Annotated in this window: 14 protein-coding genes and 1 riboswitch; of the genes, 5 read left to right on the top strand and 9 right to left on the bottom strand. The window is 57.2% G+C overall.

Going from position 1 to position 14748, the window contains the following annotated elements:
* Positions 1–5: 5 nt before the first annotated feature.
* Positions 6–359 carry a hypothetical protein gene (locus tag KIH86_RS02340; protein WP_223084663.1) on the bottom strand — a complete coding sequence of 118 codons (354 nt, stop codon included), beginning with the start codon at positions 357–359 and terminating at the stop codon, positions 6–8.
* 170 nt (positions 360–529) lie between these two features.
* Between KIH86_RS02340 and KIH86_RS02335 the strand changes: the two genes are divergently transcribed.
* Together KIH86_RS02335 and KIH86_RS02330 are read left to right on the top strand one after the other, a co-directional pair.
* The gene (locus tag KIH86_RS02335; RefSeq protein ID WP_223084664.1) at positions 530–1798 is read left to right on the top strand and encodes a S8 family peptidase; all 1269 of its coding nucleotides are present in this window, start codon (positions 530–532) and stop codon (positions 1796–1798) included.
* Between the two features lie 255 nt (positions 1799–2053).
* Positions 2054–2155: riboswitch (purine riboswitch) on the top strand.
* Positions 2156–2311: 156 nt separating this feature from the next.
* The gene (locus tag KIH86_RS02330; RefSeq protein ID WP_223084665.1) at positions 2312–3364 is read left to right on the top strand and encodes an aromatic ring-hydroxylating oxygenase subunit alpha; all 1053 of its coding nucleotides are present in this window, start codon (positions 2312–2314) and stop codon (positions 3362–3364) included.
* Between the two features lie 97 nt (positions 3365–3461).
* Here KIH86_RS02330 and KIH86_RS02325 read toward each other — a convergent pair whose 3' ends face one another.
* From KIH86_RS02325 to KIH86_RS02315, 3 genes are all read right to left on the bottom strand, one after another.
* Complete coding sequence (locus KIH86_RS02325) at positions 3462–4148, bottom strand: YdeI/OmpD-associated family protein (RefSeq protein ID WP_223084666.1); 687 nt, start codon at positions 4146–4148, stop codon at positions 3462–3464.
* A gap of 151 nt (positions 4149–4299) precedes the next feature.
* Positions 4300–4755, bottom strand: a complete 456-nt coding sequence (locus KIH86_RS02320) for a pyridoxamine 5'-phosphate oxidase family protein (protein WP_223084667.1) — start codon at positions 4753–4755, stop codon at positions 4300–4302.
* A 348-nt stretch (positions 4756–5103) separates the two neighbouring features.
* Positions 5104–5256 (bottom strand): hypothetical protein, encoded by a 153-nt coding sequence (locus KIH86_RS02315; RefSeq protein ID WP_223110281.1) that lies wholly within the window; start codon positions 5254–5256, stop codon positions 5104–5106.
* Positions 5257–5387: 131 nt separating this feature from the next.
* Here KIH86_RS02315 and hflX point away from each other — a divergent pair, with 131 nt between their 5' ends.
* Together hflX and KIH86_RS02305 are read left to right on the top strand one after the other, a co-directional pair.
* Complete coding sequence (gene hflX, locus KIH86_RS02310) at positions 5388–6668, top strand: GTPase HflX (protein WP_223084671.1); 1281 nt, start codon at positions 5388–5390, stop codon at positions 6666–6668.
* 357 nt (positions 6669–7025) lie between these two features.
* Positions 7026–7493: a nucleoside kinase gene (locus KIH86_RS02305; RefSeq protein ID WP_223110280.1), complete on the top strand. Its 468-nt coding sequence runs from the start codon at positions 7026–7028 to the stop codon at positions 7491–7493.
* Between the two features lie 175 nt (positions 7494–7668).
* On the opposite strand, the gene KIH86_RS02300 is transcribed toward KIH86_RS02305, so the two are convergent.
* The 4 genes from KIH86_RS02300 to KIH86_RS02285 form a co-directional block, all read right to left on the bottom strand.
* Positions 7669–8556, bottom strand: a complete 888-nt coding sequence (locus KIH86_RS02300; protein ID WP_223084673.1) for a glycosyltransferase family 2 protein — start codon at positions 8554–8556, stop codon at positions 7669–7671.
* A gap of 158 nt (positions 8557–8714) precedes the next feature.
* Positions 8715–9431, bottom strand: coding sequence for an ethanolamine ammonia-lyase subunit EutC (gene eutC / locus KIH86_RS02295; protein WP_223086028.1), 717 nt, complete (start codon positions 9429–9431; stop codon positions 8715–8717).
* A gap of 47 nt (positions 9432–9478) precedes the next feature.
* Positions 9479–10843 (bottom strand): ethanolamine ammonia-lyase subunit EutB, encoded by a 1365-nt coding sequence (locus KIH86_RS02290; RefSeq protein ID WP_223084674.1) that lies wholly within the window; start codon positions 10841–10843, stop codon positions 9479–9481.
* Between the two features lie 140 nt (positions 10844–10983).
* Positions 10984–12459 carry an ethanolamine ammonia-lyase reactivating factor EutA gene (locus KIH86_RS02285; RefSeq protein ID WP_223084676.1) on the bottom strand — a complete coding sequence of 492 codons (1476 nt, stop codon included), beginning with the start codon at positions 12457–12459 and terminating at the stop codon, positions 10984–10986.
* A gap of 392 nt (positions 12460–12851) precedes the next feature.
* Between KIH86_RS02285 and KIH86_RS02280 the strand changes: the two genes are divergently transcribed.
* Positions 12852–13319: a GNAT family N-acetyltransferase gene (locus tag KIH86_RS02280; protein ID WP_223084678.1), complete on the top strand. Its 468-nt coding sequence runs from the start codon at positions 12852–12854 to the stop codon at positions 13317–13319.
* Positions 13320–13440: 121 nt separating this feature from the next.
* On the opposite strand, the gene KIH86_RS02275 is transcribed toward KIH86_RS02280, so the two are convergent.
* Positions 13441–14601: a glycosyltransferase gene (locus KIH86_RS02275; protein WP_223084679.1), complete on the bottom strand. Its 1161-nt coding sequence runs from the start codon at positions 14599–14601 to the stop codon at positions 13441–13443.
* Between the last annotated feature and the right edge of the window lie 147 nt (positions 14602–14748).

The following is a 14748-nucleotide window of genomic DNA, read 5'->3' as shown; positions in this document are numbered from 1 at the left end:
GCCGTCTAGAATCTGGCGACAAATACCTCGCGGTTCGCGGGAACGGTCCGGGTCGTCAACACAGTGCCGCTGTCGTCACGGATACGCAGAATATACGATACCGTGGTCAAGGTTGTGATGGTGGCAAAACGGGCTACGCCGAAGTCGTCAAAGTCCGCTGTTACCGTGGTGTTGTTCCGGGACAGTTCGGCAGTCCAGCCGGAGGTGTCCCGGGGCACACTGCTCAAAGTCGTTGCAATGACGACAAAACGGTCCAGCGTTTGTCTGATCCGGCGTCTTCTTCTCGGGGCGACGGCTTTTACACGGCTTGCGGACGGTTTCTTTGCAACAACGGTTTTCTTGACAGCAGCTTTCATCATGAATCACTTCACCACTTTCTTGGAGGATGCTACAGTAGATGCCGAAGTTCTCCGGTGGGAAACTCTGAATCTGCCTACTTTGCTCAAAAGCGGCGAATTTGCCAGAATCATAGATTGGCACTCGGAGCCTGAAAGCCGCATACCCTGCTTTGAAGAGGTGAGGTATGATCATGTCCCATACAAGCTGGCCGAAGGAGCACTATGCCAAGCTCAACCGGCCCTTAAGACACATACTGCGGCATTTGCGGACGAAAAACGTCCGGAAGCCGCTTATTCCTGTCATTATTCAGCTTCAGCAGCCTTTGACCCCTGATCGGCTGCGGATGTTGAAGCGCCATGCAGCTCCGCATAAGCTGAAGATCCGTCACAGACTCCATCTGCTTCAATCGGTATCCTGCCATGTACCAGCCAGTTGCCTGAAGAAGCTGTGCGCCTGCGGCGAAGTCTCAAGGATCTATCATGACCGCATCAAACGGGCATCGCTGAATATCGCGTCGCCTTCCGTCGGCGCCGCCGCTGTCCGGCGAAGCACCGGGCTGGACGGCCAGGGAATCCGCATCGCCGTGCTCGATACGGGCGTGTATCCCCATCCCGATCTGATCCGTCCGGTGAACCGGATTACGGCCTTCAAGGATTTCGTGAACCACAGAAGCCGGCCCTACGACGACAACGGCCACGGCACACATGTCGCCGGCGATGCGGCGGGCAACGGCTGGTCCAGCAAGGGGAAATACAAAGGTCCTGCTCCCGGTGCCGGTATTGTTGCGGTCAAAGTGCTGGACCGGGACGGCTTCGGCTACGATTCCACCATCATCAAAGGAATCGAGTGGTGCATCGCGCAGCGGAAGCGGCTGAGGCTCCGCATACTCTCGCTTTCACTCGGCGGTCCGGCTATGACGCCCTGCCATGACGATCCGCTCTGCCAGGCGGTCGAGCGGGCGGTGCGCGCCGGACTGGTCGTCGTCATTGCCGCCGGGAACAGCGGGCCGGGCCGGGGAACTATCGAGTCCCCCGGCACCAGCCCTTCGGCTATCACCGTCGGCGCTGTCGACGACCGCCGCACCGTATGGCAGGGTGACGACCGGGTGACCTTGTTCTCCAGCCGGGGGCCGGCCGCCGGCCGGATCTGCAAGCCGGACCTGTCGGCCCCGGGCGAGTCCATAACCTCGCTAAGAGCTCCCAGCTCGGCTCTCGACCGCGAGCTGCCCTACCTGCGGGTCGGCACCCGGTACTTCACGCTCTCCGGAACGAGCATGTCGACGCCGATCGTCTCCGGCGCAGCGGCCCTGATGCTGCAGAGAACCCCCTCGCTTACTCCCGGCAAGGTAAAAAAGCTGCTGAAGAGGAACACCTTCCGCCTGAAGGAGCCACGACGTGCTGTCGGCAGCGGCGAAGTCAACATACGGTTTCTGAAGGCCCGGAAACGTCATTGCAGATAAAGCCTGGCGCAGTTCACGAAGATGATCCGGCCTGCGTGACACATAAGCTCCCATCTCTGCGGAATCGGGTCCAGTCTCTTCCCGGACGCCATAAATATGCGCCTTGCTCTGCCGCCGCCTTGCAATTTGCCTCTGGCAGAACGCGCGCCGGGCTATTCCAGGAGGGCGCGTGATATTTTTTATATCCAAATCGAATATTGACAGAACCCCTTCTCCTGATTATGATTAGTTTAATTCTTATATATGTTAATAAACCTAACATAACAAAGTCATTCTTGTATAAGCCCGTTGATCGGAACGGGCGTTTCTACAGGCAACCGTAAATTGCCCCAGGCTACAAGAGGCTGCACAGACCCGATGCTTCCCGCGGCTGCCCTTCAGGCGTCCTGCACCAAGGAATTTCGGACTGGCGTCTCTTAGAAACCTGGGGCTTTCGCATGTATCCTGTTCGCCCGGATCTTCAGCGCTGCGGCCAAATGCCAATCCAATAACTCATACATGAGGTGAACGAGCATGAACACAAAAGCCAAATCTCCCGCCGATGCCGCCGAAATGTCGCTTCCGCGCGACTGCACTTTTACCGAGAGCGATTGGCGGGTGCTCTCCCGGTACTGGTATCCCGTGGCGATCGCCAGTGAAATCGGCGACAAGCCGGTTGCGGCCAAGCTGCTGGACGTCAAGCTCGTCCTGTACCGCAGTGAAGGCAAGGTAGCCGTCGCCAGAGACCTGTGCTTTCACCGCGGTGCTCCCCTCAGCCTCGGCTGGGTCGAGAACGGTGAAATCGTCTGTCCGTACCACGGCTTCCGCTATAACTGCGAAGGCGCCTGCACGGCTGTGCCCGCCCATCCCGGCAGCAAAATATCGCCGAAGCTAAAGCTGATTATGTATCCTTCCGTCGAGCGCTACGGTCTGATCTGGACGTGCATCGGCGGCGGCGAAGAGAACATTCCGGATTTCCCGGGATGGGAGGACCCCGATTTCATCAACATCCTGCCTCCCAGCTTCGATATCGCCGGTTCGGCCGGACGCCAAATGGAAGGCTTCCTGGATGTGTCTCATTTCGCCTATGTTCATACCGAGAGCTTCGGCGACCGCAACAACACCGAGGTCCCACAGTACCAGGTCCGCCGCGAAGGCAGCGAGCTGTTCGCTGACTACTGGAGCACGGTCAGCAACTACGGCAAGGGCCAGAATGTGCCGGTGCCCGAGGGCTTCATGTGGCTCCGCGCCTTCCGCGTCTTCCCGCCGTTCGCCGCTTCGCTCACGGTTCACTTCCCGGAGGACGGCAAGCTGATGATCCTTAACTGCGCCTCCCCGGTGTCTGCACGGTATACGCGGCTGTTCGTTCCGATCTCCCGCAACTTCGACAAGGATGCGCCGATTGAGGACACCATCAAATTCAATCTTCAGGTGTTCCAGGAAGATGCCGAGATGGTGGAAGCCCAGACGCCGGAGGATCTCCCGCTCGATCTCATGGCGGAAGCCCATATTCCGGCCGACCGGACCTCGATTGCCTACCGGCAGGCCCTGACGGAGCTTGGTCTGGGACGGAATTATACGTCATAAGCTAGAATTGCCCTCACACCAGTTTACCCTCACGCACCTCATACACATTGAAAGCCCGGAACATGCCGTTCCGGGCCTCTTTTTTACCGATTAATGATTAGCCCCGGGCTTCCGGCCGCTGCCGGTACAGCTCCACGGTTTTATATCCCTGACCCAGAATCTCCTTCATCTCAGCAAGCCGCTTCTCCTGCGTCTCCTGCCTCTTTGCACTGTATACATAGCGCGCCCAGTCCTTCCGGTAGCCCGGAGTAAGCCCGCTGTACAGCTTCAGCGCCTCGGGATCGCTCTCCAAGTACCGTTCTATATCGGGGATGCGGGCAATATAATCTTCCACTCTCTGACTGCTCCTGGATGCCTCTTTTTTCCCCGCCGCCTTTGCCTGTGATTTCAATCCGACTACCGTGAACACTTCGTCAAGGCTGACCATTCTGGAGAACTTGAGCGTGCTGCCCGGCACATATCCATCCTCGTCGGTGGAGAGCGCCGGCAGGAGGCTGTCGCGTTCGATGTAATCCTTGTAGCGGGGATTATTTTTCTTCGGATAGGCGAAGTACACATACCCTCCATCCTGAATCGCCTGTTTTGCAATAACGGACTGAAGCTCATCCTTCAACTGATCCAGATGGAAGACAAAAATAAAAATCAGGTCATACCGTCCCCGTGTATACGCTGAATCGAACTCCAGTCCCTCGAAATACCCGGCTCCCTCCGGCATGTTCAGAATGAGCTTGTCCGGGTATTTGTGCAGGTTCAGTTTGGCGACTACCGTGTTCCTGGCATCCATACGTCTGTCTACCTCCGTCGTTTAATCTTGCGCACATGAATCAGAATTATTATAACGGATAGCCGCGCAAAAAAGGATGCCCCGGAGGCATCCCCCATGAGCATCCTTGTCATATGCAAGGCCAACGAAGAACGGTTCGTCCCACTTCAGCCTATACTGCAATCACCTCAACCGCTTCGGCGCCTCTTCCTTTGGCAAAATCGAGCACCTTGATCTCGGAAGCCGCTATCCCGAAGATTGCAGTGCTCGCAAGCTCTCCCTTCTCAGCCCGTTCCTTGAACCGCGGATTCCGGTTTCCGAGCGCCTCTATCGCATGCGCCAGCTCCTCCGGTTCCTCAACCTGACGAGCCTCGCCCCGGAGCGTCACATTCACAAAACCGGCAAGCTCCTGGTTCTCATGTTGAAAAAGGAGCGTCACAGCCGGATTGCTCCGGATCTGCTTCACCTTCTCCGTCCCCCCGTCCGTTGAAAAATAAACCTTGTAGCCGTCCACCGCAAACCCGCCAAGGGTTCGCAGCTCCGGAGTGCCTTCCCCGTTCACGGTCGCCAGCACGACAAACCGGGTGCCTTCCAGATAATCGACGATTCCGCTTCTGATTTCGCTCATCTTTGTTCACTCTCCTTGTATTTGTATCGGCCGAATTCCTGCTGTCTTACGCCAGTTTATCGACCGGATTCCCAACTGTCAGTGAGTAATATCTCATATTTCCTACCCGATTAATATGTATTGACAGAAACCTCCGGACTGCATCTGGACTGGCATGAGAACTTGCATGAAAAGTTTGCCAGATAATCCCGTCTGTGTTAGAATCGGTTTAACTTTAGGATTGGAGGGTTACGCGTGATAGATTTTATCCGGATTCGCAATGTGCGCGCCTAATGTAACTGCGCCATTACTCTGCCTGCAGGTGGAGGACTCTAGGATAGGTCTGTTCATGTACAGGGTAACCCTGATTCATACGCGTATAACGGCTCCCTTGTCGGGTTCCCGCGGCGTTCCGCTGCTCCCGCACAGGAGGTTCGATGATCCGGCGCCTGCACGGCCCGTATTGAACCCATGGAGCTGACCGTTCGAGCTGATGAGAGCAACATGTTGCGTCCACTCCATCTGTTCGGAAGGCTTACCGTATACAGCCCTTTCCTTCCGTGTCCTCCACCACTAGTGCAACCGCACAGGCAGATGCCTGTGCTTTTTTTGTTGTGATCTAACCCTGTAACGACACGAGGAGGAATAAATATATGGAATCCAAGACCACCACTGCCATAATTGTCGGCGTCCAGCTTCAACAGGACGAAGACTTCGCTTATTCGATGGAGGAACTGCGCAATCTCGCCGCGGCATGCGGCATTGAGACTGTGGGAGAAGTTACCCAGAAGGCCGCCAAGACCAACGCCGCCCATTACATCGGCTCCGGCAAGCTCAAGGAACTGGCAGCGCTGGCGGACCATCTGGATGTATCGGCCGTTATCTTTGACGGGGAGCTTAGTCCTTCCCAAATCCGCAACTTGGAGCGGAAGCTTGGGCGCGAGGTTCTGGACCGGACGATGCTGATTCTGCATATCTTTGCCGAGCGGGCCAAGACCAAGGAAGCACAGCTTCAGGTCGAGATCGCACGGCTCCAGTACATGCTGTCCCGGCTTTCGGGGCAGCGCGATTCGCTGGGCCGCCAGGGAGGCGGCTCCGGGCTCAAGAACCGGGGCACCGGCGAGACGAAGCTCGAGCTGGACCGCCGGGCCTCCCTGGACCGGATCGCCTCGCTGCAGGATGAGCTCGAACGGCTCGTGGCGCGGCGCCAAATCCAGCGCAAGCAGCGCGGGAAGAATGAAATCCCCGTCGTCTGTCTCGTCGGGTATACGAACGCCGGCAAGTCCAGCATGCTCAACGCCATTATGGATTACAGCGGCGCCGGACCGGATAAGCATGTGCTGGCGCGCAACATGCTGTTCGCCACTCTGGAGACATCGGTCAGAAGAATTACGCTGCCTGACAAGAAGACCTTCCTGCTGACCGATACAGTCGGCTTCGTCAGCCGGCTGCCCCATCATCTGGTCAAGGCGTTCCGCTCGACCCTCGAAGAGATCGCGGAAGCGGATCTGCTGATTCATGTGGCGGATTACGCCAATCCGAAATACAAGCAGCAGATGGAAGTGACCCGGGAGACGCTGAGTGAGCTCGGGGTTGATGATATCCCGATGATTTACGCCTATAACAAGGCCGATCTCACGGAATCTGCATATCCGCTCGCCACGGATAACGGCGTGATTATGTCAGCCGCCGAAGGAAGCGGCCTGAATGAGCTGATGTCGCTGATCCGCGGCCGCATTTTCACCGATTATGTAAGCTGCGAGATGCTGATCCCTTTTGACCAGGGAAGCGTAGTCTCCTACTTCAATGAGCATGCCCGCGTTCAGGCTGTCAGCTATGAAGAGAATGGCACAAGACTTGAAGTGGAGTGCCGCAAGGCCGATTTCGAACGCTTCCGGGACGTGTATTTGCCCCTTCATTCGCACGGCGAGTAACCCGTAGAACCGGAAGGAGCCGTCTCCGAAGCAGAACTCTGCATTAGAGACAGCCCCTCCGTATTCCAGCAAGCCATGCATCGGCAAAGGAGCGATTCACCCAAAGACGGTTCTCCCCTCATCGGGCGAATCCCTCCTTTGCGTCTGGAATACCGCTTGCTGCCTGCTTCAGCAGCTTCTTCACGGTTCCGTCATTTGTCGTACAGCCAAGACGCTGCCTTACTCAGCAGTTCGAACATATTTTGAATACATGGAGTAGAGGTGAACTGGTCAGTGAAACAAAAACTGCCATTATTTATTATCACAGGCGCCAGTGGCGCAGGAAAAACAGCTGTAATGCATGAGCTAAGGGAGCTAATGCCTGAATTTGCTGTATTCAGCACGGATGATGACAATTTCGGTACTACGGCAGCGAAGCTGGAATATCAGGACCGATACAATCTGCTGCTTCATTTTGCCAATTCTGTGGCCAAGTCCGGGAGAGGCACGATTATTTGCGGAACGTTCATGCCGTGGGATGCCCGGAAATGTGACACTTACACTCATTTTAGTGAACTGTGCTTTATTAACCTGCACTGCGATGATGCAACCCGCAATTCCCGTCTCCGCAGCCGTGAGGATAAAGCCATATGGACGGATGATATGCTGAAGCAGCATGAGCAATTTGCCCGGTGGCTTCTCGACCATGCGGACACCGAATACAACCCGCCAATGCCTACAATTGACACAACTTCTGCACTCCCATCCCAAGCGGCCGAGCAAGTTAAAAGCTTCATCCTGGCAAAATGGGAGCAACGAATAGGGAATGCCGGAACTGTGATCTGACTATCGCAAATTAGCCGACTTTTGCAAAAAAAAGGAGTGTCCCAAGCAGCCAGTCATGGCTTTGATTTCCTCCCCTTACAGCAGCAGATTCAATGATTCACCTGTCTGCCATATAGGAGCCTATCACGCTTGGGACACCCCTTTGCTCTACCCTGCCACGCCTTTGAATGCCGGATCACCCGAACCCTTCGGACATTTTGAAGCAGCGGGACAGCACCATGCTCAGCGTCTCCGGATCGTACTGATGTCTCTCCCCATTCGCCTGAATCAGCTTCTGTGCCCAGGCAAACGCCTGGGAATAGGACGCATAATCATGAACCCTGATTCTAAAATTGCAGAAATTCATATGGGTCTGATACTCCTCATAGGAGGGCTCAATTCCAAGCCGCCGCAGCTGATTCCTCCGGATCAATTCCGCCGTCACCGCCTGCACACCCTGATACTGGTTGGACACCTGGCCCGGATGCTGCCGGTAATAGAGCAGCAGATCCGGAAGATTCGCCAAACGGGTTACATCGGCCAGACGGTTCCAGATCTCATAATCCTCGGCATGGGGATAATACAAATATTGAATCCCGTTCGCCTCCAGCACCGACTTCCGCAGCATGACCGTAGGATGTATCAGCGTGCAGTGAAACAGCTGCCAGCAGCGGATTTCCTCATGATGCAGAGGCTTATCCGTCACCTGATCCAGACCCAGCAGCACCGCCTGGGAGCCGACTACGCCAATATGCGGATTGGCGTCCATGAACGCCACCTGACGCTCCAGACGCTGCGGCATACAATAGTCGTCACCGTCCATGCGGGCAATATACTCTCCCCTGCACAGGCTTAGCCCTTCGTTCAGCGTATTAACCAAACCTAGGTTGACCGGGTGGGCGATCACCCGGATTCTGGAGTCGCCAAACGCCCGGATCTTGTCCAGCGTGCCGTCTGTGGAACCATCGTCGATTGCGATAATCTCGAAATCCTGATAAGTCTGCTGCAGCAGGCTGTAAATGGCCTCTTCAATATATTGCGAAGTGTTGTAAGCGGGCAGCAGAACCGATACCTTTGCCAACATCCCCACCGCCTTCTCATTTTCCAGCTGATAACAGATTATGATAGCGGTTTGGATGCCGAACTGGACAACCGCCTCTCCCAGAGCCGCCGAAAGACGGATATGGTCAAAAAAGGCGTGTGCGCAGCGGTCGGAGCCTGACGGTCAGGCCATGACAGCGCTCAGACTTCAAGCTTGACGCCGCTGACCCTCTGTTCGATCATTTTGCGCAGCAGCGTCCCGATATGCGCTCCGGCTTCAACCGGAGGCGTTCCGCTAATATGAATATTCGAGATCACCATCCGGTCGGAATCCTTCCGCCCCGGGCGCGGCCTGTAGCACATATATGCGCTCAGGGATGAGGCGGTCACGAGTCCCGGGCGCTCTCCAATCAGCAGCACAAGCGCCTCCGGCTCCAGCAGCCGTCCGATATCATCCATCACGCCGACCCTGCCGCCTTTTACAAAGAAAGGGATTCCCTCCTGAAGCCCATTGGCGGAGAGCGAATCTCGCAGCGCCGGCAGCACGTCGCGCAGATTATCGTCAATCGCTCTGGCGCTGAGCCCATCGGATACGACAATCTGTACCTGAGGTCTATAAATGCAGAGAGCGGAGACAGTTTGGGCGCCCTCAACGGTTAGAACGCGGCCGCTGTCCGGGACCTGCAAATAGTGTTCCTTGTCCTTGTACTGCGTCTCCACTGTGAACAGCCCGAATTCGGCGAGCGTCTCCTCCCTGACTTCCCCGTATACCGCATCGACCGCTTCGGCGTGATCAAGGCGCAGCTTCAGCATCTCCCGGGTCAGCGGCCGCGTTCCGGCACGGCCCACATCCAATCTCGCCGGGGTCAGCTTCATCCAATTCCGGAACCGGTCCTCCTCCGGTCCAGCTCCCTTCATGTCCGGGTTTATTTCCATTTGCGCTCCCCTCCATTCGCTTGCCCCTCTTAGAACATGAACCTTCTGGCGCTGCCCGCCGCCGGGGTAAGCCTTCCGCCTTCCATGATGCCTACTGCCTCCAGCCACCTTTCAAAAGCAGGAGCCGGGCGGCGCCCGAGCGTCTCGCGCACAGCCGCGATATCATGGTAGCTCAAGGACTGGTAGTTCAGCATGCAGTCATCCGCCATCGGCACGCCGATGACAAAGTTGACTCCCGCAGAAGCGAGCAGGATGCCCAGCACCTCCATATCGTTCTGATCGGCCTTCATATGATTCGTGTAACAGATGTCCACGCCCATCGGCAGCCCGTGCAGCTTGCCCATGAAATGATCCTCCAGTCCGGCCCGGATAACCTGCTTGCTGTCATACAAATATTCCGGACCGATGAACCCGACGACCGTATTCACGATAAAAGGGCTGAATCTCCGGGCAAGCCCGTAGCATCTCGCTTCCAGCGTCACCTGATCGATGCCGAAGTGGGCGCCTGAAGACAGCTCCGAGCCCTGGCCGGTCTCGAAATACCAGCGGTTCGCTCCGGATGCCGTCCCCCGCTCCCTGATCAGGGCATCCGCTTCCTGAAGCAGCCGAAGGCTGATGCCGAAGCCCTTGTTCCCCTCCTCCGTTCCGGCAAGGCTCTGAAACAGCATATCGGCAGGAGCCCCCTCGTTCACCGCCCGCATCTGGGTCGTAACATGAGCCAGTACACAGTTCTGGGTGGGAATGCTGAAATGACCGATAACCTCCTGCGTCGCATGCAGCAGCGCCTTCATGGTCTCTGTCGTATCGCTGACAGGGTTGATGCCGATTACCGCATCCCCGATGCCATAGGCCAGCGCCTCGAACAGGGAAGCCTTGATTCCGGTCACATGATCGGACGGGTGGTTCGGCTGCGCCCGCGAAGCCAGCGTTCCCCGGTGCCCGATCGAGGTCCGGCATGTCGTGATCACCTCGATTTTGGACGCCGCCTGAATGAGGTCCAGATTGGACATCAGCTTGCAGACAGCGGCGATCATCTCGCTTGTCAGTCCCCGTCCGAGCCGCAGAAGCTCGCTTCCGGAGGTCTCCGTCCGCAGGATATGCTCGCGAAGCTCGGCGACCGACCATCCGCTGATCCCGGCAAATACCGTCTCATCAAGATCCTCCTCGATCACCCGGGATACCTCGTCAGTCTCCGGCGGGAGCAGCGGATTCGCCCGGATGTCCGACAGCAGGCAGTCCGCGAGCAGCGATTTGGCGGCAATTCTCTCCTTCATATCACCTGCGCCTATTCCGGCCAGCGAATCTCCCGAACGCTCTTCATTCGCCTTGGCCATCAAGTCCTTCAAATCCCGGAACCGGTATTCCGTTCCCCTTAAAGAGATCGAAAGCTTCATTTCATTCACCTCTTGTCGCCGTTCTCTTGGCCAAGCATAGTCTTACAGGAGCAATAACCTGACAGCGATAACCTGACGGCTCCACCCTTGTTCCCGGCATGCCGGTCGATTGCTCGCTCGCCTGAATCCCGTTGTCCCGCTCACCCGCCAAACACGAGGCTCTTGATCACGACCGGCACGACATCCTCCTTGATCGGCTCCCCCACATCGATATAGTCGCCGTCGCGGGGCGACAGCTGATCCAGGCAGACCAGTCTGCTCCGCCGGGGCTCCGGCAGCCTGCCCAGCAGCATATAAGCCAGCGACTTCGCCATGTCGCTCTCGCACACCAACAGCACAATCTTCTCCCGCAGGCCATCCGCTTCAAAGGCCGCCAGCAGGGCGTCGGCGATGCGCTGCAGCCGCCGGTAGGAACAGATGCCGCCGCTGCGGAGACACAGCGCGAAGGGCGGGTCCCCGCCGGCCTGGCCGTACATGGCCGACGCCCGCTTCACCGCCATCGCCACGGCTTCCCGCAGACGGCGGGCATCCTCCCCGACTTCCGGCGCTTCCTCCGGAAGCTTACAGACAGCTGCCGGGATATTGCGCAGCGGCAGCAGACCCGGGCTGTAATACATCGTCGCGCCGCTGACCTCCGTGGTTCGGGTGCCTGCCCCGATCACGGTCGCCCGCGCGGACTCTTCCGCAGCCCGAACCGGCACGGGAAAGGACCTTGCCCTTGCGGCCAGCTCGGCCGCAAGCAGCCGTCCAATGTCCCCGTGCCGCGCCGTCTCCGCCATGCTGCGCGGCGGAGCTTCCCCGATCAGGGCGCCAACGCCGCCCGAGATCCAGATCTCCCCCGGCGCCGGCAGCGGCACGGCCGGCGCCCCCACGAGCAGCGGCTGCGCTTCACGCAGCGCCGCGGGCTCGCCGGACACGCAGCGCAGCAGCGTGTCGGCCATGGCTGCGCACAGCATGCGCAGCTCCTGCAGCGAAGCCGTGGAACCGGCTTCGGGCACAGAGGCGGCAGCGTGGCTGTCAAGCCACGCCCGCAGGGGGGCGGCCGTGTAGGTGACCCGGCCGCTCTGCTCCAGGCGGACCAGACGTCCGCCGATATGGAAGGTCGCGGTCGCGATCATCCGGCCCCGGCGAAAGTACGCGGTATTGGCGGTCCCGCCCCCGATATCCACATTCGCGATCACCTCGTCCCGGTCCTGCGAATTCCGCTGCGCGCCCGAGCCTTTGCCCGCCAGGAGAGATTCCAGGTCGGCTCCCGCCGCGGCTGCCACGAACTGGCCTGCATACCGGGCCAGTCCATGAGCCAATTCCTCGGCGTTCTGCTTGGTCGCGGTCTCTCCTGTAAGGATGACGGCGCCGGTCTGTACTTGTGCGGGAAGCAGACCCGCCCGAGCGTATTCCCTCTCCAGAAGGGAGATGACGGACGGCACATCAATTTGATCATCCCCCAGCAAGGGGGTTGTATAAATGGGGCTGACGTATTCCACCACCCGCTCGGTGATCTCGTATCTCGGCAGCGCGAAGCCGCCGGAGGTCCTCATCAGCTTCAGTCGCGACCACAGCCATTTGGTTGTGCTCGTACCGAGATCAATGCCTACGCTCGTGATCCATTCCTCCATTTCCTTCCCCCCTTTATTGCACGCCTGCTAATAGTCAAAAAGACGCGATGAACCGCCAGTCACCCGTGTACCGCCCGTACGGCGCAAAACGGCTGCTCTGTCTAATCAAAGCGTCTTTGCTATGGATGTGAGATTCGTTTGCAGGTTTTATACGGTTCATTCAGGTAAGCTAATGCAACCGAATTCTGGATTTTACTCATTATAAAACCGGCTTTTCAAATGTGTCAATATACTTGACACGGCAAGCGGATTTGCCTTTTAATACAAGTAGCCCTCAAGACTTCCGACTCGTTATTTATTGCTGATTCGGGGCTTCAGGACGTATTGAGTATGACTATTAACAAGTATGCCATAGCGTAAATTCTACTTGAGAAGCTGGAGTGATATCATCAATGGAGCCGCAATTTGAGATTAAAGTGGATGATTTAACCGGCAAGGAAATTATCGCTCTGATCGGGGAGCATTTGAAAGGGATGTATGAGAGCTCTCCGCCCGAGAGCGTGCATGCTTTGAATTTGGATGAGTTGAAAAAGCCGAATATTACCTTCTGGAGCGTCTGGGAAGGCCCCGAGCTTATCGGCTGCGGTGCGATTAAAGAATTGGATGCCGGACACGGCGAAATCAAATCGATGCGCACGTCCACAAGGCATCTGCGTAAAGGCGCCGCCCGGCATATGCTTGTACATATTATCGGAGAAGCGAAGCAGCGCGGCTACCAGCGGCTAAGTCTGGAGACGGGATCGATGGATTCCTTCCTTCCGGCCAGAAAGCTGTATGAGAGCCTGGGCTTCCAATACTGTGAGCCTTTTGCCGACTACATTCCGGACCCGAACAGCTCTTTTATGACCAAGGAGCTATAACCCCACATTGCTTCGTCACCCCTAAAGAGGTCTCCGGCTTAGAGCCGGAGGCCTCTTTGGTCATGAGAAGCGGGAGCTGACTTTGATCATGGGACGCGGGTTGACATTTGCTCCTTCATTGTTACGACTGCGGCGGAGACCTCCGTTTCAATCCCTGGTGTCCCGGTTGCTGCAACGTCTGTTCGATTGCCCTCTTCATCATTGCACCCGAACGTTCCCAGCTCAGTTTCGAGGCATCGCGGCGGGCCTGAAGGCCTTTTCTCCGACACAAGCCGGGATTCTCGAATGCGGTCCTCATCTGCAGCCGCAGACTGCGAAGATCAGCCTCCGCCCAAAGCTGGCCTGAGTTCGCGAAGAGCGACCGGAAGCGGCGGGAAATGGCATGACGTCCGCTCATGCTGACTCCCGGAAACTGCAGCTTGTAGTTGACGAGAAAGGAATTGCTCCTGTTCAAAAAATCCATATGACCGCCCCATCCCGTTGCCATCACCGGCGTTCCGCTGGCCATCGCTTCCAGAAACGGCAGACCGACTCCTTCTCCTCTGGTCGGCAGGACGAACACGTTTCCGAGCGTATATAGTCCTTTCAGCTGCCCCGGCGACAGATGTCTGCCGATAACCACCACAGGGGCGGTCCGCTTGGATATGCCAAGCCGTTGTTTATAGCGGTTGATTTGGGACCTGATCCATGCCTCATTTTCCGATGGCGAGTATCCATTCGTCTTGATGATCAAGAGGACCTGATCGCGTTCCGAGAATTCCTCCCAATAGGCGCGGAGCAGCCCTTCGGGATTTTTACGGTGCTGAAATCCGAATACGGAGACGAACACAAATCGACCTCCCGCACCGGGAACATGCATCTTCGGATGATCCGGCCGGTACTCTCCGGTATTCACGCCATGGGGCACGATATAAATAGGCACCTTCACCCCGCTGTTGCGGAGAGCCTCCTTGTTCTGCCGGGAAGGGACAAAAATGGCATCAAAGCGGTTGAGATTAGGCTTCCAGCTATCCGGAGTTCTCGTCGTCTCCCAGACCGTATTCAATATAACCCGGGCGTAGCGTTTCTTCTCTTTCTGAACCTGTACACGATGAGGCTGTGTGTGGCAGATCAGCACCGTCCGGGAATCCGCCTGGTTCTTCGGAAGCCCCCCTGTCCGCTGTATCCCTGTGCTAACTGCAACCCCATGCCGCCGAAGAGCCCGCACATAGCCCCGGCTGGCTGCTCCGAGTCCGCTTGTAGCCTGAATGGGACCTCTCCATTCACATCGATAGCTGCTCACCAAGGCTCCCTCCCTGCTCCCGCGTTCATATAGGTGCTCTGTCTTCTATAACGCCGTATGCCTTACCATATGCGGAGCGGAGAAAAAAGGTCGATCCTATATGCTGTATCAAGCAATAGCTCAATTGTTGAAACAGACACAATAATT

Origin of the sequence: Paenibacillus sinensis, from assembly GCF_019904155.1 — a bacterium.
Classification (GTDB): domain Bacteria; phylum Bacillota; class Bacilli; order Paenibacillales; family Paenibacillaceae; genus Paenibacillus_AQ; species Paenibacillus_AQ sinensis.
The sequence above is the reverse complement of the archived record's forward strand: the minus strand, read 5'-3'. Positions and strand labels throughout refer to the sequence as shown.